This is a genomic window from Sedimenticola hydrogenitrophicus (assembly GCF_029017505.1).
Lineage (GTDB): Bacteria > Pseudomonadota > Gammaproteobacteria > Chromatiales > Chromatiaceae > Sedimenticola > Sedimenticola hydrogenitrophicus_A.
The window spans coordinates 85,229-109,009 of the sequence record NZ_JAQGEI010000010.1; the positions used below are offsets into that span (position 1 = coordinate 85,229).

General features: G+C 59.8%; 17 protein-coding genes and 1 riboswitch. Of the genes, 6 read left to right on the top strand and 11 right to left on the bottom strand.

Features of this window, described 5'->3' with window-relative positions; translation table 11 throughout:
- The first annotated feature begins 70 nt into the window (after positions 1–70).
- A riboswitch (cobalamin riboswitch) is annotated at positions 71–271 on the top strand.
- 45 nt (positions 272–316) lie between these two features.
- From bluB to lexA, 5 genes are all read left to right on the top strand, one after another.
- Positions 317–1,051, top strand: a complete 735-nt coding sequence (gene bluB / locus O9K64_RS08145) for a 5,6-dimethylbenzimidazole synthase (protein WP_275097582.1) — start codon at positions 317–319, stop codon at positions 1,049–1,051.
- Positions 1,052–1,367: 316 nt separating this feature from the next.
- A complete protein-coding gene (locus tag O9K64_RS08150) occupies positions 1,368–3,374 on the top strand; it encodes a sodium-translocating pyrophosphatase (protein WP_275097583.1) in 2,007 nt (668 codons plus the stop codon).
- Between the two features lie 445 nt (positions 3,375–3,819).
- On the top strand, positions 3,820–4,272 hold the full coding sequence (locus O9K64_RS08155) for a hypothetical protein (RefSeq protein WP_275097584.1): 453 nt from the start codon (positions 3,820–3,822) through the stop codon (positions 4,270–4,272).
- Between the two features lie 400 nt (positions 4,273–4,672).
- Complete coding sequence (locus O9K64_RS08160) at positions 4,673–6,397, top strand: fused response regulator/phosphatase (protein ID WP_275097585.1); 1,725 nt, start codon at positions 4,673–4,675, stop codon at positions 6,395–6,397.
- 78 nt (positions 6,398–6,475) lie between these two features.
- The gene (lexA, locus tag O9K64_RS08165) at positions 6,476–7,081 is read left to right on the top strand and encodes a transcriptional repressor LexA (RefSeq protein WP_275097634.1); all 606 of its coding nucleotides are present in this window, start codon (positions 6,476–6,478) and stop codon (positions 7,079–7,081) included.
- A gap of 8 nt (positions 7,082–7,089) precedes the next feature.
- Here the strand turns inward: lexA and O9K64_RS08170 are convergent, their stop codons facing one another.
- The 4 genes from O9K64_RS08170 to O9K64_RS08185 form a co-directional block, all read right to left on the bottom strand.
- The gene (locus O9K64_RS08170) at positions 7,090–7,431 is read right to left on the bottom strand and encodes an SET domain-containing protein (RefSeq protein WP_275097586.1); all 342 of its coding nucleotides are present in this window, start codon (positions 7,429–7,431) and stop codon (positions 7,090–7,092) included.
- Positions 7,432–7,574: 143 nt separating this feature from the next.
- Positions 7,575–8,417 carry a polysaccharide deacetylase family protein gene (locus tag O9K64_RS08175; RefSeq protein WP_275097587.1) on the bottom strand — a complete coding sequence of 281 codons (843 nt, stop codon included), beginning with the start codon at positions 8,415–8,417 and terminating at the stop codon, positions 7,575–7,577.
- A 181-nt stretch (positions 8,418–8,598) separates the two neighbouring features.
- Positions 8,599–10,935 (bottom strand): Tex family protein, encoded by a 2,337-nt coding sequence (locus O9K64_RS08180; protein ID WP_275097588.1) that lies wholly within the window; start codon positions 10,933–10,935, stop codon positions 8,599–8,601.
- 330 nt (positions 10,936–11,265) lie between these two features.
- Entirely contained in the window at positions 11,266–11,463 is a 198-nt protein-coding gene (locus tag O9K64_RS08185) for a hypothetical protein (protein ID WP_275097589.1), read from the bottom strand.
- Positions 11,464–12,037: 574 nt separating this feature from the next.
- On the opposite strand from O9K64_RS08185, the gene O9K64_RS08190 reads away from it, so the two are divergent.
- A complete protein-coding gene (locus O9K64_RS08190) occupies positions 12,038–12,208 on the top strand; it encodes a hypothetical protein (RefSeq protein ID WP_260291735.1) in 171 nt (56 codons plus the stop codon).
- 597 nt (positions 12,209–12,805) lie between these two features.
- On the opposite strand, the gene ihfB is transcribed toward O9K64_RS08190, so the two are convergent.
- From ihfB to smc, 7 genes are all read right to left on the bottom strand, one after another.
- A complete protein-coding gene (ihfB, locus tag O9K64_RS08195; RefSeq protein ID WP_260291736.1) occupies positions 12,806–13,114 on the bottom strand; it encodes an integration host factor subunit beta in 309 nt (102 codons plus the stop codon).
- 79 nt (positions 13,115–13,193) lie between these two features.
- Complete coding sequence (gene rpsA / locus O9K64_RS08200) at positions 13,194–14,870, bottom strand: 30S ribosomal protein S1 (protein WP_275097590.1); 1,677 nt, start codon at positions 14,868–14,870, stop codon at positions 13,194–13,196.
- A 103-nt stretch (positions 14,871–14,973) separates the two neighbouring features.
- The gene (cmk, locus tag O9K64_RS08205; RefSeq protein WP_275097591.1) at positions 14,974–15,639 is read right to left on the bottom strand and encodes a (d)CMP kinase; all 666 of its coding nucleotides are present in this window, start codon (positions 15,637–15,639) and stop codon (positions 14,974–14,976) included.
- Positions 15,640–16,965, bottom strand: a complete 1,326-nt coding sequence (gene aroA, locus O9K64_RS08210) for a 3-phosphoshikimate 1-carboxyvinyltransferase (protein WP_275097592.1) — start codon at positions 16,963–16,965, stop codon at positions 15,640–15,642. It abuts the gene before it with no gap.
- Positions 16,966–17,305: 340 nt separating this feature from the next.
- The gene (ligA, locus tag O9K64_RS08215; RefSeq protein ID WP_275097593.1) at positions 17,306–19,321 is read right to left on the bottom strand and encodes an NAD-dependent DNA ligase LigA; all 2,016 of its coding nucleotides are present in this window, start codon (positions 19,319–19,321) and stop codon (positions 17,306–17,308) included.
- Positions 19,318–20,148, bottom strand: coding sequence for a cell division protein ZipA C-terminal FtsZ-binding domain-containing protein (locus tag O9K64_RS08220; RefSeq protein WP_275097594.1), 831 nt, complete (start codon positions 20,146–20,148; stop codon positions 19,318–19,320). Before O9K64_RS08220 ends, ligA begins: the two co-directional genes overlap by 4 nt.
- A gap of 102 nt (positions 20,149–20,250) precedes the next feature.
- Complete coding sequence (gene smc, locus O9K64_RS08225; RefSeq protein WP_275097595.1) at positions 20,251–23,757, bottom strand: chromosome segregation protein SMC; 3,507 nt, start codon at positions 23,755–23,757, stop codon at positions 20,251–20,253.
- Between the last annotated feature and the right edge of the window lie 24 nt (positions 23,758–23,781).

Genomic DNA, 23,781 nt, shown 5'->3' on the forward strand with positions numbered 1-23,781 from the left:
GATCAAAAAGCGCCCATTATGGAGGCCAAATAATCGAAGGTAAACTTGAAACGCAAATCATGTAGAATCCCGGTTCCATACAACTTCAGGTGCCCGGCCGGTTTGCGGCCGGGAGAATCGGGAAAGCGGTGAAACTCCGCTACGTGCCCAACGCTGTAATGGGGATTTTACGGGTGGACCTGTCTGGTCAGCCACTGGTCGCTTTGGCCGGGAAGGTATTCGTAAAAGTTGATCCTGAGTCAGAAGACCGGCCTGAAGCCCAATTACGAAGGATACCTGGTCACCTATCCTCGGTTTTCCAGCCAAGGGGAATATCATGGAAAATCAATCTATTGAGCACCAATTCGAGCACGTTTTCAGCAACGCCGAACGCCATGCGGTGTACAAGGCGATCTACTCGCGCCGCGATGTCCGGGGGCAGTTCAAGCCTGACCCGATTCCGGACGAGATCCTGGCCCGCCTGTTACAGGCGGCGCATCATGCGCCATCCGTGGGTTTCATGCAGCCGTGGAATTTCCTGTTGATACGCTCCCGGGAGGTCAGGCAACAAGTTCATCAGCTGTTCCTCGAAGCCAACCGGGAAGCCGAGGCGATGTTCGAAACGGCCGAGAAACGACATATCTACAGTTCACTCAAGCTGGAGGGCATCCTGGAATCTCCCGTAAACCTGGTGATCACCTGTGACCGGGAACGCGCCGGGCCGGTTGTCATCGGGCGTACCCATGATATGGCCATGGATGTCTACAGCAGTGTCTGTGCGGTACAGAATCTCTGGCTCGCCGCCCGGGGTGAAGGTGTCGGTGTCGGCTGGGTCAGTATATTTGACCGGTCAAAACTCAAAAAGCTATTGAATCTGCCGGCACAGGTCACCCCGGTCGCCTATCTCTGTCTGGGCTATGTCGAGCACTTCCTCAGCGAGCCGGAACTGAAGAGCGCCGGCTGGCGGGAGCGGTTGCCACTTCAGGAGCTGGTCTACTTCGACCACTGGGAGAACAGTCACCCGGAGGAAGAACAGGGATTATTGACAGAACTGGCCAGACCGGCCTATTGATCCGCAACCACCCGGGGGAGGCGTTCGCCTCTCCCGGGTGCTCTCTGCACTCCGCCACGGGCCGGCCGGGTCCGTTGATTTCGCGCAAATTTTCACCTTCCCAAGGGACTGTCAATAGAAACGGATTCGGATATACTCTTGATTGCTTTTATTAATCAGCCTATTTGAGTAATTTATCTTGCGTCGTCAGAAGCAGTACGGTTCCGTTGTTCCATTCGTCTTGTATCAGGACTGTCTGTTCAGGGGTTAATGCCGCTCATTGTCATTAACCCCGGATAGTTGTTTTTTATGTTGAATAAAAAAAACGAGGGGAGAAATGAGTTTAAGTAACTTACTACCGCCATTACTGGGGATACTGGGCCTGTTTGTGGCCTTAAAAATCTACAAGCTGGTCATGCGCTACGAGACCGGCGGCGAAAAAGTCACCAAAATTGCCGAAGCGATACATGAAGGCGCCATGGTCTTCATGCGGCGCGAATACCAAATGTTGGCTGCCTTCTCGGCTGTCCTTGTGGTACTGCTGCTGTTCATGCTGGGGGTGAAAACCGCCTTTGCCTTCGTCGTGGGCGCCAGCGCATCCGCGCTGGCCGGTTATATCGGCATGTTCGCGGCCACCCAGGCCAATGTGAGAACCACCACCGCGGCTCACGAGAAAGGCGCATCCGAAGCCCTCTCCATCGCCTTCTTCGGCGGTTCCATCATGGGCCTCTCGGTCGCCTCGCTGGGCCTGCTTGGGCTTGGCACCCTCTACCTCTTCTTCGGGGGCGATCCGGAAACGGCCCATGCCATCCACGGGTTCGGCATGGGCGCCTCGACCGTAGCCCTGTTCTCCCGTGTCGGCGGTGGTATATTCACCAAGTCGGCCGATGTGGGTGCCGACCTGGTGGGTAAGATCGAGGCGGGCATTCCGGAGGATGATCCACGCAATCCCGGTGTCATTGCCGATAACGTGGGCGACAACGTGGGCGATGTGGCCGGCATGGGGTCGGATATCTTCGAGTCTTATTGCGGCGCCATGATCGCCACCATTGCCATCGCCTCCACCATGACGGCCGACTTCCTCGACCCACTGGGCAAGCAGGCGGACCTGATGTTCCTGCCCCTGGCGCTCTCCTCGCTGGGACTGATCTGCTCGGTCATGGGCATTCTGCTGGTACGCAAGTACTCGGCAAAGAGCCCGGAAGTCGCGCTGCGAATCGGCACCATTGGGGCGACTGTCCTCTTTATCATCACCTCCCTGGCGTTGATCAAGGTGATCGGGGTATCCGCCGCCGTCTGGGGCGCCGTGCTCTCCGGGGCGGTCGGTGGCATCATCATCGGACTGGTTACCGAATACTACACCGCCGGCAAACCCATCATACGGATTGCGAAAGCCGGTGAGACCGGCCCGGCCACCGTGATGATCGCGGGGCTCGCCATCGGCATGCAGTCAGTGGTCATTCCGATCCTCACCATCTGTGCCATTATCTTCGTCTCAAGCTCACTGGTAGGACTTTACGGCGTGGGCATCGCCGCCGTCGGCATGCTGGCGACGGTGGGTATCACCATGGCGATCGACGCCTATGGGCCGGTTGCGGACAACGCAGGCGGTATTGCCGAGATGGGTGGGCTGGGTCCGGACACCCGTGCAATCACGGATTCCCTGGATGAACTGGGTAACACCACGGCCGCCATCGGCAAGGGCTTTGCCATCGGTGCCGCGGCACTGGCGGCGCTGGCCATTATTACCGCCTATGTCGAGACCGTCTCCGCCAACATACCCGATTTCGCACTCAGCCTGAACAACCCGCACGTACTCATCGGCCTGTTCATCGGCGGCGTCCTGCCGTTCCTGATCGCGTCGATCACCATGACCGCCGTGGGTGATGCCGCCTTCGACATGATCAAGGAGATCCGTCGGCAATTCCGCGAGATACCGGGCCTGATGGAAGGCACCGCCGATCCCGACAGTGCGCGTTGTGTGGATATCGCCACGACGGCCGCGCTGAAGAAGATGATTCTGCCGGGCGTCATCGCGGTAGCGGCACCGATGGTCATCGGCTTTATTTTGGGTGCCGAGGCGCTCGGCGGCATGCTGGGTGGGGCCTTGCTCGCCTGTGTGCTGCTGGCACTGATGATGGCCAATGCCGGCGGCGCCTGGGACAATGCCAAGAAGCATATCGAAAAAGGCAACTTCGGCGGCAAGGGCTCCGATGTCCATAAGGCCGCAGTGGTGGGCGACACCGTCGGCGATCCCTTCAAGGATACCTCGGGCCCCTCGATGAACATTCTCATCAACGTCATGGCGATTGTCAGCCTGGTCATTGCCCCGCTACTGGGCTGACCCGGGAAAACGGTGATCCGCGGGTTAGCCCGGATCATGGGGGCGGCGACTGATCTGCTTCGGTCGCCGCGCCTCCCCGGCCCGCCTCCGAGCGCCTCCTGGAAACCTCTTAAATAGTAATATCTCAAGCTTCGGAGTTCAGTTCCAGACGCTGGGCGGGCCACCCCCTTGCCGGGACCGTCGGAGGCATGGATGCCGACGCCGAGCGTACAGGGATGTATTCACAGCGTGTCCCGGAAAGGGGGCGGCCCGCCCTACCGACGCCCTTTGAACTCCGAAACTTGAGGTAAGTTTATTTACACAACCTGGCTGCCGGTGCTGCTATATTTCGCATGGTATCCGGACAGGCGGGGCTTTCTCCGACGATGCCGGAACGGGATCTATTTGACCAGAACGTGGTCAAAGTTATCGACTATGCCTAGCGCGCGCATGCAGGGAGTGGATCATGGACATTTTCATTCGCAGGCTACCCAATGCCACCACCCGGCTCGATCTGATGCAGTTTATTACCTCGGCCCTGAAGCCCAAGTGGTATCTGCTGCAGTTCTCGCCCCTCGGTACCCTTGAACATTGTGATATCTGCCGCATCGAGGACCCCAAACTTGGGCAGGTCGAATACCATGGCATCGCCCATGTTGCCCCCCCGTCCGCCGCCCTCAGCCTGATTCACCGGCTCGACGGCGAAACATTCAAGAGCAAGCCGGTCGAGGTCCGGAAATTCTTCCGCCGCTCCCTCAAACGGGACAAAAGGGAGCACTCATCCGCGGCACCCAAGGCGCTCCATGAACAGCGCAGGCAGGATCGCCGGCGGCCTGGAATACACCTGGATTATCTGCATGCCGGAATCACCGGTGATACACGGTCTCCCGGCGGCGGTTTTGCGGCGCTGCCGCACTAGTGTAGGCCGCCAGAAATAGCGGAAATATATGCTTAGTCCTAGTTGTAGCGCCGCCAGGCGATAAAGGGCCAATATTTCAGTATTTATAAGTTCCAGTCTGTTTGGGTAGACCCGGAGTCTGTCGGGATTGACTGAAACGCTCCTTGCCCGCCGCCAGTGTGCTTGCCTGCCTGGCCACCTGTGCCTGACCACGCCATGCGACCCGCTCTACGGCGGGGCCGAAGTGAGGCGGGTAATCCGGCACTCCTGTCAAGAAATCCCCCGCCAGGCCGATACAGCCACATATATTTCGCTGGTCTCATCGATCTTTTCCCGGCTGTATAGGTAACCGCGTATGCCGACAATACCTGAGCCAAGTTTTCCACTGCATCAGCAAGGCAGACGGGACGGGCAGACTGCATTGCTCATTGATGAAGCACACAGCCGTAAAACGCTTCGGCCGCTCCTGGAGGCGGCCGGCTATCGGGTACTGGAGACTGCGGACCCAAAGGTGGCGCTGGATTATTTCACGACCGAAAGACCGAATATCGTTTTCATCGATCAGGAGATCGCCGGGCAGGATTGCCATCAGGCGGTGAGACGGATGCTTTCGGTCAGGGACCGCAAGTTCATCCCGTTTATCTGTTTATCGGCACAGACGGACGAAAAGGCCTACGCGAGCTGCATCGAGTTGGGTGGACACGACTTCCTCACCAAGCCGGTATCGCCGATTCTGCTGAAAGCCAAGCTGCACTCCTTCGAGCGGGTGCGGCAGATCCATTCGGATGCCATGCGCCTGCACGGCCAGATGCGAATGGACCAGGAAATGGCGGAGACGGTATTTAACGGTGCGGTGATCGCGGACAATATCAAACGGGACTGCCTGAATACCATTATCAAGCCGGCCGAGCAATTCAACGGCGATGTGCTGTTAAGCGCCTATGCCCCGTCCAGCGACGTCCACATCCTGTTGGGCGATTTCACCGGACATGGTCTTGCGGCGGCATTCGGTGCGCTGCCGGCGGCGGAAGTGTTTCGCGCCATGACCGCAAAGGGTTTTTCACCACAACAGATCGTCTCGGGGATCAACCAGAAACTCTACAGCCTGCTGCCGACCGGCATGTTTTTTGCCATCCAGTTCATCGCCATCAACCACGATCTCGATTATGTCAAGGTGATAAATTGCGGCATGCCGGACATTCTGCTTCTGGATGGCGCGTCCGGATCGATCCGCCAGCGCTTCAGCTCTCAATCCTTCCCGCTTGGGATAGCGCCTGATATTGAATATCAGGCGCGGTTTGTCCGCGCGAAGATCACCCCGGGCGACCGGATATTACTGGTGAGCGACGGTGTTACCGAGGCGCGAAACAGGGACAATGCCTATTTCGGCAAGGCGCGCCTCGAACGGGCCCTGCTCGAAAAGCGACCCGATGACTCGGCCCTCGACAGCGTCCTCAGCGCGCTTACGGCGTTCTGTGAGGATGCCCCCCAGGACGACGATATCAGCCTTGCGGATATCCCCTGCGTGCCTGAACTGCTGCCCAGGTGGGCGGAGAAAGGAAACAACTTCTGGCCGATCGCCCCCGCTTCCAGCGCGCCGCTCAAACGCGAAACCGTGCCGGCAACGGCGGGTGCCGAGGGCGATCCGCTGGAGTTTTCCATCACCCTGCCCGGCAATCGTTTGAACAAGACCGACCCCATCCCTCTGCTTATCAACCATATCCAGGAAATGGAGGGACTGCATCGGCATCGTCGGCTGCTGTTTACCCTGCTCAGCGAGCTCTATGTCAACGCGCTTGACCACGGGCTGCTTAATCTGAACTCGGAGATAAAGAGTTCAACGGATGGGTTTGCCGAGTATTTTGCCGAACGCGAGAAGCGTCTGCAGCATTTGGATCAGGGGTTCATCAACATCGCTATTCAGAGTCATAAAACAGCGCAGGGCGGGAAGATAAAAATCCGCGTTGAAGATAGCGGTCCCGGTTTTGATCTTTCGATTATCGACGACTATCTGACGCCGGAATTGAACAGCCCGAGTGGCCGGGGCATTCAATTACTCCACTCCCTCTGTGATTCGGTAAATTATGAAGAACCGGGAAACAAAGTGGCAGTAGTCTTCTCCTGGGTCACTGAAGCGGCCATTTGATCCGATTTCACGACTGCCTGTTTCCTATTTGTTCTCTCTCGGCTATAATAGAACCACTAGAGAACAGGGGGCGACATGATTGAACATCTGACACGCAGACAGCAGGAGATATATGACTACCTGCTAGCCAATCTGGACAAGTTCCCCCACCCCCCGACACTTGATGAACTCTGCAGCGCCCTGGGACTCAGCTCCAAGGGCTCGTTGCACAAGCAGATTCAGGCCCTGATCGACGCGGGCCTGATAGAGCCGATGAATAACCGTCGGCGCGGCATACGACTCGCCGGTGAGGGGCAGGATGAAACGGAGGGGCTCCCCTTCCTGGGGTATATCGCCGCAGGCCGGCCGATCGAGGCGGTTGAACAACATGAGCGGGTGCAGGTGCCGGACTTCTTACATTCCGGCCGGCCCTGTTATGTCCTGCAGGTGAAAGGCGATTCAATGATCGAAGAGGGAATTCTCGATGGTGACCAGATCATCATCGAACAGCGTGATCATGCACGCAACGGAGAAATTGTCGTTGCCTTGGTGGACGGCAGTGACGCCACGCTCAAACGCATCGAGCAGAAGCCGGGTTGCGTGATTCTGCACCCCGCCAATTCCACCATGTCACCCATGACCTACGCACCGGATCAGGTGCGGATACAAGGGATCCTGGTCGGCCAGATGAGACGCTATCACTGATAGCGGAGCTATGTCGGTTCATAATTGAAAGTAATCTCCTCATTCACTGCAATCCTGACTCTGGCATAGAGATCAAAACCGTCGAATTCGGCGTTGCCCGGTATCTTGTGATTGAGATACCGCAGGAGATTTTTACCGCTGCGCCCGATTGCATTCGCTTCATCATCCGTATCGTAGACCCAGAGTACGTAAGTGCCATTCCGGCTCGCGGTCGGGCCGTGATAGGTCCCAATATAGTCGCCCTTTTTCAGTTCCTGCCTGGCAAAAACACCGGTGCCATGAATCTTTGAGGGAGCCGCATAAACCAACTCCCTGAGTTCACGGTTTCTTACCCGAAGCTGTAATGACATGTCGTCTCCTTCTGCCGATTCTTCATTGTCGGCTCATGCATATCCTTTCCGTATGGGTAACTAATCACCCGGAACATATGGCCCTATTTATCGGGGCATGCCCGGAAACCGGCAATCCACAGTTCAGTCGTCCCGCAATCCGCTCACAGGGCACTGCTTTGCATGGCCAGATGCCGCGTCTCCCCGGCCACGGTTCCCCAGCCGATCCGATGCCGCTTCAGTGGCGCCTGCCCGATCCTGCCGAAAAGCTCACTCAGGGACCGGATCTCCCATTGCCCCCCCTTCCACATCACCAGCAACCGCTCGAACACCTTGAGCAATTCACCCCCTTCCCGCTCGGCGGACAGGCTGAATACTTCGCCATTGGGCATGATGCGCTGGCAGGCGGCATACAGATACTGATGCAGATTATCCTGGTTGATCTCTTCCTGGCTCAGCAGTTCATCCAGCGTGGGCAATGTCGTCGGTATCTGTGGACAACGGGAGAGGGCTCCCTGCAGTTCCGGCAGGAAGATGTGATGGCCCCGTACATCGGATGCGAACTCAAACCCATATCCCTCCTCTTCCGTTAGCAGATGGGGATTGACCTGCCACCCCCTGGCAGCGTAATAGCGCGGCTCTCGGCCAAACAGACCGGTGAAGTTTTCCACCGCCCGGGCCATCTCATTATGGGTCCAGGCCGCCGTTCTGAAGGCCACATCGCGTTGCCAATCCAGGGCAGTGAAGGAAGAGAGGCCGATATCATGGCCGGCATTTGCCACCGCCAGGAGATTGTCCCTGCAGCGCCTGCCGATATAGGAAACTGGCAGTCGTTGTCTGATGAGTGTTGGGATGAGATGTGCGAATGGGTAGCGCGTATAGTCGGGACCCAGGCTGAAAAAGAACGAGGCCTTTACCTGATGCTCATCCAGCAGGCGCAACAGGACCGGCACCCCTTCAAGCGCACCTTTCTCTGATCCTACCTCGATTCTAAGTGCCAGTCGCAATTTCTAAATACACCCCTGATTACACGTTTTGGACCAGTTCAACAGCGCTTCACGCACCGTTCGCTGGGAAGTATACACACAGCGGATTGAAAATTGGACCTGGCTCCACCCGTTACCCCACAAATACCGATGAACACGCGTGTAGGATGCAGTCCGGCCCACCTATGGGTAAAGGGCAGACCTAACTTCTCTTTTTCAACGCATCCGCAAGTGCGGCCGCCATGGCACCCCCGGCGGCCGGAGCGTTCGGCTTTTGCTGCCTGGCCGGCTTCTGTTTCGGCTTGGCGGTTGTTTCACCCGAGGAGACACCGCGTCCCCGATTCCCCTGTCCACGATTAGAGCTGTCGCTGTCGCTCTGATCGGATAACCGCATGGACAGGCCGATGCGCTTTCTCACCACATCCACCTCCATCACCTTGACCTTGACCAGATCACCGGCCTTGACAACCTCGCGGGGGTCCTTGATGAATTTTTCCGCCATGGCGGAGATGTGGACCAACCCATCCTGGTGGACACCAATATCGATAAAAGCACCGAAATTGGTCACATTGGTGACCACCCCCTCCAGCACCATATCGGGTTTCAGGTCGGCCACTTTTTCTATGCCCTCCTGGAAACTGGCCGTTTTAAACTCGCCCCGGGGATCCCGTCCCGGCTTCTCCAACTCAGCGATGATGTCGGTGACTGTCGGCACGCCAAACCGTTCATCGGTAAACTGCTCCGGCCGGAGCGTGCGGAGGAATGACCGGTCGCCGATCACATCCTGGATACGACGCCCCGCCTTGCGCAGAATCTTTTCCACCACCGGGTAGGCTTCGGGATGCACCGCGGAGGCATCGAGGGGATTGTCTCCGGCATTGATGCGGAGAAAACCGGCCGCCTGTTCAAAGCTCTTATCACCCAGCCTGGGCACCTTCAGCAGCTGGCGCCGATCCACGAAGGCACCATGTTCATTTCGGTACCGGACGATATTTTCCGCCAGGGTTCTGTTTAATCCGGAAACCTGGCCGAGCAACGCGGGCGAGGCGGTATTGATATCGACGCCCACCGAGTTCACGCAATCCTCCACGATATTATCCAGCTGCCGGGCCAGGCGTGTCTGATTGACATCGTGCTGGTATTGACCGACGCCGATCGCCTTGGGATCGATCTTCACCAGTTCCGCCAGCGGATCCTGCAGCCTTCTGGCAATCGACACGGCCCCGCGCAGGGTCACATCCAGCTCCGGCAGTTCGGCCGATGCCAACTCGGAAGCTGAATAGACCGACGCCCCGGCCTCGCTCACCATCACCTTCTGCAGCTTCAGCTCGGGATGGCGCTTGATCATGTCAACCACCAACCGGTCGGTTTCCCGTGAGGCGGTGCCATTGCCGATGGCCGTGAGACGAACCCCGTGGCGCTTGGCAAGCACCGCCAGTGATGCGATGGAGGCGTCCCACTGATTCTTCGGGGCATGCGGATAGATGGTGGCCGTATCCAGTACTTTTCCGGTGGCATCCACCACGGCCACCTTGACCCCTGTGCGCAGACCCGGGTCGAGCCCGAGAATCGGCAAGTTGCCTGCAGGGGCCGCCAACAGCAGGTCATGGAGATTGTGACCAAATACTTTGATGGCCTCCTCTTCCGCCGCCTCACGCAGGCGCATCTTCAGTTCCAGGTCAAGGTGGCTGAATATCTTGACCCGCCATGCCCAGCGCACACACTCTTTCAACCAGGCATCCGCCGCACGCCCCTGATCCTCAACCCCCACCTGACGGGCGATGGTCATTTCACAGGGAGAGGTGCCCTGAAAAGCCTCATCAACAACCAGCTCCAGATTCAGCAGACTCTCGTTGCGCCCGCGAAACAGCGCCAATGCCCGATGGGACGGGATCTGGCGAATCGCTTCGGCATACTCGAAGTAATCCTTGAACTTGGCTGCCTCCTGTTCCTTGCCCTTGACCACCTGAGACTTGATGACACCCTGATTCCAGAGGTAGTCGCGCAATGTGCCGAGCAGTTCGGCATTCTCGGCAAAGCGCTCCATGAGAATCTGCCGCGCCCCCTCAAGCACCGCCTTTTCATCGGCAAAACCGGCGTCCTGATCGATATATCCTGACGCCTCCGCCTGCGGATCGAGTGTCGGATCGGCGAGCAGTTTCAGTGCCAACGGCTCGATCCCGGCCTCCCGTGCGATCTGCGCCTTGGTCCTTCTTTTGGGTCGGTAAGGCAGGTAGAGATCCTCCAGTCGGGTTTTGGTCTCGGCGGTGACAATATCCTTTTCCAGCGCCTCGGTCAGTTTGCCCTGTTCGCGGATGCTGTTGAGCACGGTCGTACGCCGCTCCTCAAGTTCGCGCAGATAACCGAGGCGTTCTTCCAGATTCCGCAATTGCGTATCATCCAGGCCACCGGTTTTCTCTTTCCTGTAGCGGGAGATGAATGGCACGGTTGCACCCTCATCCAGCAGCCCTACCGCAGCCATCACCTGGGGCATTGCCACACTCAACTCTTCGGCGATCTGACTAATAATTTTCTGCATCACAACTTATGATCTCGGTTATATGCTGTCGCCAGGCAGGCGTAGAAAGCCGCTCCGGCCAGTCATGGTTTTCGCGGCCCGTAGGGGCAGGCCCCTGTGCCTGCCCTTTCTCCGGGCAACCACGGGGGGGTTGCCCCTACGGCCATCCCTGGCCTCCACGGCATAAGTCCATCCCTGGACAAAACAGAGCCGGGCCAACAGGCTCGGCTCAATACAGTATTCGATAATGTCGATGAATCGCTAATTGCTCATCCCTGAAGCCTGTCGGGCTTTGCCTCGCCACGACCGGTCATGCCCGACAGGTGCCTGAATAAAAGCAGCCGGCGGGATTCAGACGCTGCAGCTATCCGCATAAACGGACATGATGGATTTGAGTTCGTCCAGCACCGCTTGTTGCGCCTCCGGCCTGAGGTGCGACAGTTCCGGCAAGGCCTGACCCTGCTCCAACAACTGGATTTTACGCCGTACCTCCTGGCACCCTGTTCTACAAATTGCCTCTATACAGGCATCGATAGTCATGTTCCGCATGGCGTCGTTAGCGTTTAAAAATACTGCAGCAATTATATAGGAGATTATTCGGCCCCTGCCAGGACTCTCTCCGGCCTGCATCTGACCGGCGTGAATCTCGCTGAGCCGCAAATCACGCAAAGACTATGGAAATCATGGGCTCTACCCGGGATGGCACTTACTTAAGCCAAGAACCACCGTCATTCCATCCTTAGGTCCGTAACCGGTGCGTCCCTGCACCACTTCTCCGGCGCAGGCCGGACAAAAGCGCGAAGCGCGTTGAACGACTGAAAGTCGGCCCGAAGGGTGAGCGAAGCGAATAATCCAGGAATACCGCCACCATTAAGCAGTCTGGATCCCGGCCTGCGCCGGGATGACGAAAATCCTGCAATTCGCCGTAAGTAAGTGCCATTCGGTGCTGCCCGGCTTTGCTCCTTTATCCCCGACCCCTGACCCGGCACAAAATAGTGGTTCTCTTTTTGTTCTATCGATGCTAGGATAGAACCACTAGAGAACAAGGACTGTCCTGATGTGCGACCGTCGCAGGGAGTGAACGTCGCAATTGCCCCCACAGTTGACCTATCAGGTGAGCACAATGAGCTATAAAAACGGCTATATCATGCAGGATCAGGTTCGCAATCAGATACCCAGTTTGATGGCATGCAATCTGAGCAGGAAACCTTCCCGATCGGAATCGCGGTTGCACCTGGTTTCGGTTGCGGTGGTCACCTCGGTCTATTTCCTGGCCATGGCGATATCCGTCTAGGATGTCTGCCGGGTGTGACCGATCGTAGCGAGGGAACGCCGGTTCGTTCCGCTCATGCCTCTGCTTCACCCCTTCGGGATTGCACGCCAATCGCTCCCCGCGATTGAATGAGCCATACTTTTCGAGGTGCGCAGTGGTGCGGGAGGCGTGGTACAGGGATGTACCGATAACGGAGCCGAGGATGCAATGCACCGTTTGCGGAGCCAGGAGTGAACCACGGATGGACACCGATATACACGGATTTTTGGTTAAGGAAGCATCCCAACTGGCGGACGGTGGTACGGCGGGGCTCAGGAACACGCATTGCGTGACCTATCCCATCAGTGTCCATCTGTGTGTATCCGTGGTTTAGCGCCGTCACACTATATAAGCCTTGCCGTAACGCCGACGAAAAGACCAGCCGGATGGGGAGTATTTGTTGACGGGCCCTCAGCAGAGCAAGCTGCCGACGAGCAAGCGGGTCGCCTGGAAAAAGGACCGCGGAATGCTGCCTCGGGACGCCAGCATTATTTAATGCTGGAAGCCACGCTTCCAGATTAAATAATCCGGCAGATTAAACAATCCGCCAGATCATAAAATTCAGGATGTCATGGTTGATCAGCCGGTTATTTTGGATCCGCCGGCGGCACTTTCATTCACCCGCTCACGCAGCTCCTTACCCGGTTTGAAATGTGGAACGTACTTTCCGGCCAGCGCCACCGATGCACCGGTCTTTGGATTGCGTCCCTGTCTCGGTGGGCGAAAGTGAAGCGAGAAACTCCCAAACCCCCGAATCTCAATGCGTTCCCCAGAGGCCAGGGTCTGACTCATCTGTTCCAACATGCATTTGATAGCCAACTCCACGTCACGGTAGGCAAGGTGGCTTTGTTCTTTTGCGATGACGTCAATCAATTCAGATTTTGTCATTCTTTTTGAATCCCCTTGATGAGGCCGGAACCCGTTACCGGGTTCCGGCTACCAGATCAACTGCGTTTACCGCAACGGATCACTTCTTGGATGCTTCGTCCATCTGTGCCTTCAGCATATCGCCAAGGGTGGCGGTACCTGTCGGAGCACTGGAATAGGACTTGATCGCCGCCTGCTCTTCAGCAAAGTCCTTTGCCTTGATAGAGAGCGTAATGGTGCGGTTCTTGCGGTCCACACCCAGGAAGCGAGCCTCGACTTCATCCCCTTCCTTCAGTTCGGCACGTGCATCTTCAACACGATCCCTGGAGATCTCCGAGCCACGGATGTAGCCCTCGATCCCCTCGGCCAGGGTAATGACCGCACCGCGCTTGTCCACTTCCTTCACTACACCCTTGACGATATCGCCTTTGGCATTATTTGCCAGGTATGCGGAGAAGGGATCTTTGTCGAGCTGTTTAATGCCCAGGGAGATGCGCTCACGTTCCGGATCAACCGAGAGGACAACCGTCTCGAGTTCCTGACCCTTCTTGTAATCACGCACACCCTCTTCACCAGCCTCATCCCAGGAGATATCCGACAGGTGAACCAGGCCATCGATACCGCCGTCCAGTCCGATAAACACACCGAAGTCGGTGATCGACTTGATCTTGCCGGTGACGTGATCGCCCTTCTTGTGGGTCTCGGCAAACTCTTCCCAGGGGTTGTTCTTGCACTGCTTCATGCCCAGGGAGATACGCCGACGCTCCTCGTCGATATCAAGCACCATGACCTCGACTTCATCACCCAGTTGAACCAGTTTGGAAGGATGAATGTTCTTGTTGGTCCAATCCATCTCGGAGACGTGAACCAGGCCTTCGACACCCTCTTCGATCTCGACAAAGCAGCCGTAGTCGGCCAGGTTGGTCACCTTGCCGAAGAGACGGGTGTTCTCGGGATAACGACGCGCCAGATTGGTCCAGGGATCGTCGCCCATCTGCTTCAGGCCGAGCGAAACACGCTGCTTGTCACGGTCGAATTTGAGAACCTTGACGGCAATCTCTTCACCGATCTCAACCACCTCGGAGGGATGCTTGACGCGCTTCCAGGCCATATCGGTAATGTGCAGCAGACCATCGATGCCGCCGAGATCGACGAAGGCACCATAGTCGGTGAGGTTCTTGACAATACCCTTGATCTCGATGCCTTCCTGCAGACTTTCCAGCAGCGCTTCACGCTCGGCACTGTATTCGGTCTCGACCACCGCACGCCGTGAAACCACGACATTGTTACGCCGCTGATCCAGCTTGATCACCTTGAATTCGAGATCCTTGCCTTCAAGGTAGGTGGTATCCCGAACAGGACGGACGTCCACCAGTGAACCGGGCAGGAAGGCACGAATCTCGCCGAGTTCGACGGTGAATCCGCCCTTAACCTTGCCATTGATACGGCCGGTGACATTCTCTTCCGCCTCGAACGCTGTTTCGAGGACCTTCCAGGCGTGATGGCGTTTGGCCTTTTCACGGGAAAGACGGGTCGCACCGAATCCATCTTCTACCGCGTCGAGAGCTACCTCGACCTGGTCACCCACGGAGACTTCGAGTTCTCCGTTCAGGTTCAGGAATTGACTCCTGGGTATAACGCCTTCAGATTTCAGTCCGGCATTGACTATCACGGCGTCATTGGTGATCTCCAGGACGGTACCAACGATGATGGCACCGGTGCGCAGCTGAGTTTGCGCGACGCTCTCTTCAAAAAGTTCAGCAAAGCTTTCGGTCATGGGTTAATAATCCTAATCGGCGAACCGATTAAATATCGACCTGAATTCATCACGGTCGACGTGGGTTGATGTTAAAAAAAACAGCCCTTTAACGGGCCACCAGTTACTCGAGCTCCGGCAGGGTTTGATAGACCCTTGCCAGCACCCGTTCCAGCACCTCATCGATGGAGAGTGCCGTTGAGTCCACGATCAACGCCCCGTCAGGGGCCTTCAGTGGCGCTACACTGCGGTTCCGGTCCCGGTCATCCCGTTCGCGAATCTCCGCAATCAGACTCGTTAGGTTAGCACTTAAACCCTTCTCTATCAACTGCTTATATCGACGTTGCGCACGTTCCTCCGCGCTGGCATCGAGAAATATCTTCACCTCCGCCGCGGGAAAAACCACGCTGCCCATATCCCTGCCATCGGCCACCAGTCCCGGCTCGACGGCGCAAGCCCGCTGCCAGGTCAGCAGCGTCTCGCGTACTTCGGGTAACGCGGCGACCTTGGAGGCGGCATTGCCCGCCTGTTCGGTACGAATCGCCAGGCTGACATCCTCGCCATCGAGCAGGACACGCCCATCGCGGAACTCGATATCCATTTTGAGTGCCATCCGCGCCAATTGTTTCACATCATCGAAGGCAATTCCGGCCCGCTCCGCCGCGTATCCCAGCAACCGGTAGAGTGCCCCGCTGTCGAGACAACGCCAGCCCAGGATCTCGGCGAGCCGGCTGGCAATGGTCCCCTTGCCGGAGCCGCTGGGTCCGTCGATGGTGATAACAGGTGCCATTCAGTTCTCCTTTTCGCCTTCTATGGCCAGACCGGCGGCGGCGGCCAGTCTGACGAATCCCGGGAATGAGGTGTTCACGTTACTGCAGTCATCGATCAGAATCTCACCCTCGGCACGCAGCGCGGCCATAGCAAAGGCCATGGCGATCCGGTGATCACCATGACTGCCGACCCGGCCGCCGTGGATCTGCCCGCCCTGGATCACGATCCCATCCGGGGTGGGCGTTGCACGTACCCCCAGCGCGGTCAGGCCATCGGCCATCACCTGGATCCGGTCGCTCTCCTTGACCCGAAGCTCTTCCGCACCGGTCAGCACGGTCTCGCCCTCGGCACAGGCGGCGGCGACAAACAGCGCCGGAAATTCGTCAATCGCCAGCGGTACCTGATCCACCGGTATCCTGATGCCGCGCAGACCGGCCGAGCGTACCCGCAGGTCCGCCACCGGCTCCCCTCCCACATCCCGCCGGTTGAGGATCTCGATATCCGCGCCCATCAGGCGCAGGATATTGATCACCCCGTCCCGGGTCGGATTGATCCCCACGTGTTGCAGCAGGATATCCGAGCCGCGCGCGATACTGGCGCCGACCAGAAAGAAGGCCGCCGAGGAGATATCCGCCGGTATGTCGATGTCGCAGGCGGTCAGTGTTCCGCCACCTTCAAGGGAGACACTGGCCCCGGTGCGCTCGACCGGGTAGCCGAAACCGCTGAGCATGCGCTCGGTGTGATCCCGGGTGGGGGCCGGTTCGGTGATCCGGGTGGTCCCTTCGGCATAGAGCCCGGCCAGCAGCAGGCAGGATTTGATCTGGGCACTGGCCACCGGCAGCGGGTAGTCGATCGCCTTCAGGCTTTCGACCGGATGGATCCGCAGTGGTGCAGTACCCAGTTCGGTGGTCTCCACCCGCGCGCCCATGCGCTGCAGGGGGTCGGTCACCCGACGCATGGGCCGTCCGGAGAGGGAGCTGTCGCCGATCAAGGTCAGTTCCAGTCCCTGGCCGGCCAGCAGCCCGACCAACAGGCGCATGGAGGTGCCGGAGTTTCCCAGCTCTAGCGGGCCCGTCGGGGTCTTCAGTCCGTGCATACCCACCCCCTGGATGGTGACCGCCCCGTCCTCCGGGCCGCTGATATCCACCCCCAGGGCACGAAACGCCCGCAGGGTGGCCAGGCTGTCCTCACCCTCCAGAAAGCCGCTGATGCGGGTCGTTCCCTCGGCGAGCGAGCCGAGCATGATGGAACGGTGCGAGATCGATTTATCGCCCGGAACGCGCAGGGTGCCGCTCAAGCAGCCCCCCGGACGGACATGAAAAACCAGATTTTCGGCTGAACTCAACGGAGTCTCCAGTATAGCGACAAGGGAGGAAAAGGGCGCACAGCTTAGCCCCAAACGGGCCGCAAGTAAACACCAAACAACAATAAGAAACAATGGGTTAGTGCATTAAAACAGGATGGCGTCATCTAACTTCGGGTGGGGCGAGGATCTGCCTGCTTACTTGTCGGGACGCCGTAAACCCATCCCTGGGGGCTTGCCGCGGCCATCCATGGCCGCGGACACCCGTCAAGCAAACAGTCAGATCCACTTTCGCAAGCAGTTGCGTATTTAACTGACGTGGCCAGGCATTAAGATACGGGACAGGTAATGTCGTCGAACGCCAATCGCGGCGAGCACCGCCCTACTCCCCCAGCAGCCGGTCCAGACCCGCCTCATCGAGTATGGCCACCCCCAGGGTTTCGGCCTTGGTCAGCTTGGAGCCCGCCTCGGCGCCGGCGATCAGGTAATCGGTCTTTTTCGAGACACTGCCGGTCACCTTGGCGCCGAGGGAGATCAACTGCTGTTTGATCTCCTCCCGCGGCCGGCTGAGGGTGCCGGTGATCACGAACACCTTGCCCGCCAGGGTCTGGCTGGCCGCATCCGGCACGGCGATGGGCTCCCAGCGCACCCCGGCGTCGATCAGCGCCCGAATCACCTCCTGGTTGTGCGCCTGACGAAAGAAGGTGAACACATGTTCGGCCACCACCGGTCCCACGTCCGGGACCCGCTGCAGCGCCTCGACATCGGCCTGCATCACCGGCTCCAACTCACCGAAATAGTTGGCCAGCGACTGCGCCGTAGTCTCGCCCACCTCGCGGATACCCAGGGCGAACAGGAAACGTCCCAGGCTGGTCTGTTTGCTCTTCTCCAGGGCGTTAAGCAGATTTTCCGCCGACTTCCGGCCCATGCGCTCCATCCCTTCCAGCGCCGCAAGCTGCAGACCGAACAGGTCGGCCGGCGTCTCCACCATGCCCAGGGTCACCAGCTGGTCCACCAGCTTGTCGCCCAGCCCTTCGATATCCATGGCCCGGCGCGAGGCGAAATGGCGGATCGCCTGACGTCGCTGCGCGGGGCAGAACAGACCGCCGCTGCAACGCACCGCCGCCTCGTCCGCGTCGCGTATCGCGTCGGCGCCGCAGACCGGGCACTGTGCCGGCATGGTGAATGGCTGGGCATCGGCGGGACGCCGTTCCGGCAGCGAACGGACCACCTGGGGTATGACATCCCCGGCCCGGCGGACGATCACGCTGTCGCCGATCCAGATATCCTTGCGGCGGATCTCGTCCTCGTTATGCAGCGTGGCATTGGTGACGGTGACGCCCGCCACGGTGACCGGCTGCAGCCGCGCCACCGGGGTGAGGGCGCCGGTCCGACCCACCTGGACATCGATGGCCAGCAGCCGGGTCATCTCCTCCTGGGCGGGAAACTTCTGCGCGATGGCCCAGCGCGGCGCGCGCGAGACAAAGCCCAGTTGCCGCTGCTGCGCCAGGCTGTCCACCTTGAACACCACGCCATCGATCTCATAGTCCAGCCGGTCGCGTTTCTCACCGATCTCGCGGTAGTAGCCGAGACAGCCGTCGATACCCTCGACGGTGCGCATTTCCGGTGAAATACGCAGTCCCCAGCGGGTCAGGCGGCGGATGCTATCGCTCTGGGTTTCGGCCAGCGGGCCATCGGCAATCTCGCCAAAGCCATAGCAGTACATGGCCAGCGGCCGTTGCGCGGTGATCCGGGGATCGAGCTGGCGCAGGCTGCCGGCGGCGGCATTGCGCGGGTTGGCAAAACCCTTCTCCCCCTGGGCCCGGGCCCGTTGATTGAGCTGTTCGAAGCCGGCCAGGGGGATGTAGATCTCCCCCCGCACCTCCAGCACCGCCGGCCAGTCATCACCGAGCAGCCGCAGCGGCACCGAGGGGATGGTGCGCACGTTCTGGGTCACGTCCTCGCCGCGGCTGCCATCGCCGCGGGTGGCGGCCTGTACCAGCATGCCGGCCTCGTAGCGCAGACTGATGGCCAGCCCGTCCAGCTTCGGCTCGGCGGTGTAGCGGATGGGGCCTTGCGCGCCCAGCCGCTCCCGTACCCGGCGATCGAAGTCGACCATCTCGGCATCGGAAAAGGCATTGTCCAGTGACAGCATCGGCACCTGGTGCCGCACCTCGCCAAATGCCCCCAACGGTTCGGCCCCGACCCGCTGGGTCGGTGAGTCCGGCACAATCAGCTCGGGATACTGCTGCTCCAGAGACTGCAGTTCCCGCATCAGCCGGTCATAGTCGCTATCCGGTATCAGCGGGTCATCCAGCACATAGTAGCGGTAGTTATGCAGATCGAGCTGCTCGCGCAGCTCGGCCGCACGCTGTGAAATCTCCGCGGGAATGCTCATCGTTTACTGAGAGCTAATTGCAGCTGTCGGCGGTGCTCCAGGATGCGCCCGCGAATATGTTCGATGGTCTGCTTGCTGAGCACGCTGTGGGTCTCATCCTGCAGCTCACCTTCCAGCAGCGCCGCCAGGCGCTCGGCGGTAAACAGCATGTCGGCGAAGGCAGCCAGACCATCCTTAGGCCCCGGCAGCTGGCCAAACAGCACCAGACCGGGGGTGCGGAAAGCGTCCATTTTATCCAGCGGGAACACGCCCGGTTCGAGCATGCTCGCCATACTGAAAATCACCCGCGGCCGGTGGCCGGTGGCGTCGTAGCGGTGAAAAATATTCAGATCGCCGTGTTCCAGCTCCACATCACCGGCCACCCGCAATATATCCTCCCCGGAAAAAGTCCCGTTTGAGGCGACGACGTTTATTTGCAGAATCAGGCACGGCAGCCCGTCCCGGAGCAGTTCGTCCAGTTCCTCATCGGGCTCCTCGGCGGTAAACGAGAAGGACTCCTGACGTCGCTTTGGCTCCGCCTCAAGGTAGGGTTCATGCACCATCCGACCAAGCTGTTCCAGGTCGGCCTCCAGCGTCTCATCATGGGCAGCGGCGACCGCTGTGGGGCCAACCGGCGATTCCCCCGGACCCTCGCCTTGCGGTGTGTCGCTCCATCGGGGGTCGACCCGTTCGGTCGCCCTCTCGGCTGAGTCAGCCGTCTCCAGCTGCGCCTTGCGTATGGCATGCACCCGGGCATTGATCTTTTTGTGGCGATCCCAGAAGTAGATCCCCAAGATCAGGCCCACGCCGGCGACAAACAAGATCAGACGAAGTATATCGGCATCCATTCGTTTACAGATTCACTGGAGTTGTGTTGTGCGATTGATAGTACAGCGCCCCTGGCGTTTTTTGTACGCTTTTCGTCAATTCAGCAAGGCCCACGGGCGTGCCTACATGGCCGCCAGTGCGGCCGCCTCCGAGATATCCACCGAGACCAGGCGCGATACGCCCGGCTCATGCATGGTGACGCCGGTAAGCTGGTTGGCGATCTCCATGGTGATCTTGTTATGACTGATGAAGATGAACTGCACCTGCTCCGACATGGACTTCACCAGTTCGCAGAAACGTCCCACGTTGGCATCGTCGAGCGGCGCATCCACCTCGTCGAGCATACAGAACGGCGCCGGATTCAGTTCAAAGATGGCGAACACCAGGGCCACCGCGGTGAGCGCCTTTTCGCCGCCGGAGAGCAGATGGATGCTGGAATTGCGTTTGCCGGGCGGCCGGGCCATGACCGTGACGCCGGTGTCCAGCAGGTCCTCGCCGGTCAGCTGCAGATAGGCGTGCCCGCCACCGAACAGGCGCGGAAACTTCTCCTGCAGGCCGATATTGACCTTGTCGAAGGTCTCCCTGAAGCGGGTGCGGGTCTCCCGGTCGATCTTGCGGATGGCGTTCTCCAGGGTCTCCAGCGATTCGGTCACATCGGCATGCTGGGCATCCAGGTATTTCATCCGTTCGGACTGCTCCTGGTACTCATCGATGGCCGCCAGGTTGATCGGGCCGAGACGGCGGATGCGGGCATCCATCTGCTCCACCTGCTGCTGCCACTCCTCGATACCGGCCTCGCCCGGCAGTTCCAGGAACAGCTGTTCACGCTGGAAGCCGGTCTCCTTCAGCTGCTCTTCCACGGTCTTGCAGCGGATCAGCACCTCCTGCCGCCCCATCCGCGCCTGATCCATAATGGTACGCTGACGCATCACCTCCTGTTCGCAGGCCGAACGTTCCTGCTCCAGCCGCCGGACCCGGACATCGATCTCTTCCAGGGTGGCGCGCGCCCTGGCCAGCTCCGCCTCCACCTCGACCCGCAGGGCCAGTTGCTGTTCCAAGGCCTCGCCCTTCTCCAGCAGCGGCTCCTGCCCCTCTTCCAGGGCCTGCATCAGCTCCTCGCGACGCGTTGTCAGGTGCGCCAGCTGGCCCTGCATGCGCTCCAGACTCTGGGTCAGGGAGGCGTGGGAGCTGCGCATGGATTCGATCTGCAGGGCGACGGCATGGGCCTGGTTGCGCTGCCGGTGGGACTCCTCGCGGATCTCATTCAGGGTCCGGCTGAGGCTCTCCCGCTGCTGCACCAGCAGTTCCCGTCGTTCGCCCAGGGTCTCCATCTCGTCCAGGGCGGCATGCAGACGCGCCCGCGACAGCTCCAGCTCCTCCCGGTCCGCCTCGGCCTGCTCGCGCAGCTCATCCATCTCGCGCTGAATGGTTTCACCCCGGTGTTTCAGATGCTCGGCACGGGTACGCTTGCCGGTCAGTTGCGAGCGCAGCTCGGAGAGTCCCCGGTTCACCTCGTTGAGCTGTTTCTGGGCCTGTTCCTTCTCCTGTTCCGCCGCATGCAGCCGCTCACGCCCCTCGGCCAGCGCCGCCGCGGCCTGCTCCGCCTGCGCCTCCAACTGGTCGATCCGCTCACCCAGCTGGCGGATCTCCTGTTCACGCGCCAGCACACCGGATGTCTCGTCCTCGCCCCGGCTCAGGCGCAACCAGTTGCGGCCCAGCCAGACACCCTCCGGGGTGATTACCGATTCATCGGCTTGCAGGCTGCCGCGCAGGGCATAGGCCTGGGCCAGGTCGGCCGCCGTGCGTACCTTGCCCAGCAGCCCGGCCAGTGACCAGGGCGCCTGGACCCGGTGCAGCAGCGCATCGGCCGCGGCAGCCGGGGCCTCCCCGGTGATGCTGGTATCGAACAGGCTGAGGGCGCCGCTCTCAAAGGTGTCCAGGACACCCTGCAGGTCATTCAGCCCGGCACGGCAGACCGACTGCAGATGGAAGCCCAGAACGGTCTCCACCGCCCGCTGCCAGCCGGACTCCACCTCGATCTCCTGGGCCAGCCGGGAGGCCTTTCCCAGACCCTGGTCCTCCAGCCACTCGGTGACCGCGTGCTCCTGTTTGCCCAGGGCAGCCTGCTGCAGCGCCTCCAGCGAGGCATACCGGCCGCGTGCCGTCTGCAGTGCCGCGCGGGCCTCGTCCAGCAGCTGCCCGGTCTGCAGGTTGGCCTGGCGAATCGTGGTGATGCTGTCGGCCGCTGTGGTCAGATTTTCCTGCAGCAGCGTCGACTGCTCTTCGCGCTCCTGCTCCTGCAGCTCCAGGATCTGGATACTCTCCAGTAGCGGCTGGTCGTTGAGCCGTTCCAGCTCTTCCATGAAGCGTTCCAGCCGTTTCTGCGTCTGGCTACCCTTGTCATCCAGGTGATTGATCCGGGTACGCTCGACCTGGGCGGTCTGGGCCGGTTCCGCCGCCTGGTGATTGAAGCGCTCCCACTCATTCTGCCAGGCCTGCATGGCCTGCTCGGCGTCCGCCAGCCGGGTGGCGGACTCCAGTTCTATCTCCCGCGCCTGTTCCAGCAGCGGTTCCTGCTCTTCCAGGCTGGCGTTCAGCTCTTCGAGGCGCGCCTCGTCCTGCTGGCGGTGGTCGCTGGACTCCTGCCACGCCTGCTCGGTCTGGTGCAGATCATGTTCGAATTGGGCACGACTCTCCTTGGCGTACTGGATCGACTGCTCCAGGCGGGCGATCTCGCTGCCGACCGCGTAGAAACGCCCCTGCACCTCGTTGAAATTGTCATTGGCCTCGGTATGGCCGCTGCGATCGCGTTCGATATCCGCTTCCAGACGCCGCTGCCGGGCGACCACCGCCTCCAGGTCGGTCTCCTGCTCCAGGATCTCCTTGTCGCGGCGTTTGATGTCGTCATCCATACCGCGCCAGCGCAGGGCCAGCAGCTCGGCCTGCAGGCGCCGTTCCTGCTCCTTATACTCCTTGTAACGCTCGGCGGTATTGGCCTGGCGCTGCAGGTGCTGCAGCTGCTTGGCGATCTCCTCGCGCAGGTCGTTCAACCGGTCCAGGTTCTCCTTGGTGCGACGAATCCGGTTTTCGGTATCGCGCCGTCGCTCCTTGTATTTGGAGATGCCGGCCGCCTCCTCGAGGAAGGCGCGCAGGTCTTCCGGGCGCGCCTCGATCAGCCGTGAGATCATGCCCTGTTCGATAATGGAGTAGCTGCGCGGACCCAGGCCGGTACCAAGGAACAGGTCGGTGATGTCGCGCCGGCGGCAGCGCCCCCCGTTCATAAAATAGTTCGACTGACCGTCGCGGGAGACCTGGCGCTTGACCGAGATGGTACTGTACTGGGCATACTGGCCGCCGGCGGTGCCGTCGCTGTTGTCAAACACCAGCTCGATACTGGCCGTGCCGACCGGCTTGCGGCTGGTGGAGCCGTTGAAGATCACGTCCGCCATCGACTCGCCACGCAGCATCTTGGCGGAACTCTCCCCCATCACCCAGCGTACCGCGTCGATAACGTTGGATTTGCCACAGCCATTCGGCCCCACAATGCCGACCAGATTGCTCGGCATATATACGGTCGTCGGATCGACAAAGGATTTGAATCCGGCCAGTTTGATCTTCTCTAATCGCATAGACTCGGTAACATACAGACAGGC

Excerpts from the sequence above, each read along its gene's own strand:
- bluB (WP_275097582.1), top strand. The coding sequence starts at position 317 with ATGGAAAATCAATCTATTGAGCACCAATTCGAGCACGTTTTCAGCAAC.
- O9K64_RS08180 (WP_275097588.1), bottom strand. The coding sequence starts at position 10,935 with ATGCAGAAAATTATTAGTCAGATCGCCGAAGAGTTGAGTGTGGCAATG.
- O9K64_RS08170 (WP_275097586.1), bottom strand. The coding sequence starts at position 7,431 with ATGTCATTACAGCTTCGGGTAAGAAACCGTGAACTCAGGGAGTTGGTT.
- ligA (WP_275097593.1), bottom strand. The coding sequence starts at position 19,321 with ATGAGCATTCCCGCGGAGATTTCACAGCGTGCGGCCGAGCTGCGCGAG.
- ihfB (WP_260291736.1), bottom strand. The coding sequence starts at position 13,114 with ATGACAAAATCTGAATTGATTGACGTCATCGCAAAAGAACAAAGCCAC.
- O9K64_RS08150 (WP_275097583.1), top strand. The coding sequence starts at position 1,368 with ATGAGTTTAAGTAACTTACTACCGCCATTACTGGGGATACTGGGCCTG.
- smc (WP_275097595.1), bottom strand. The coding sequence starts at position 23,757 with ATGCGATTAGAGAAGATCAAACTGGCCGGATTCAAATCCTTTGTCGAT.
- O9K64_RS08220 (WP_275097594.1), bottom strand. The coding sequence starts at position 20,148 with ATGGATGCCGATATACTTCGTCTGATCTTGTTTGTCGCCGGCGTGGGC.
- O9K64_RS08185 (WP_275097589.1), bottom strand. The coding sequence starts at position 11,463 with ATGCGGAACATGACTATCGATGCCTGTATAGAGGCAATTTGTAGAACA.
- O9K64_RS08155 (WP_275097584.1), top strand. The coding sequence starts at position 3,820 with ATGGACATTTTCATTCGCAGGCTACCCAATGCCACCACCCGGCTCGAT.
- cmk (WP_275097591.1), bottom strand. The coding sequence starts at position 15,639 with ATGGCACCTGTTATCACCATCGACGGACCCAGCGGCTCCGGCAAGGGG.
- O9K64_RS08190 (WP_260291735.1), top strand. The coding sequence starts at position 12,038 with ATGAGCTATAAAAACGGCTATATCATGCAGGATCAGGTTCGCAATCAG.
- rpsA (WP_275097590.1), bottom strand. The coding sequence starts at position 14,870 with ATGACCGAAAGCTTTGCTGAACTTTTTGAAGAGAGCGTCGCGCAAACT.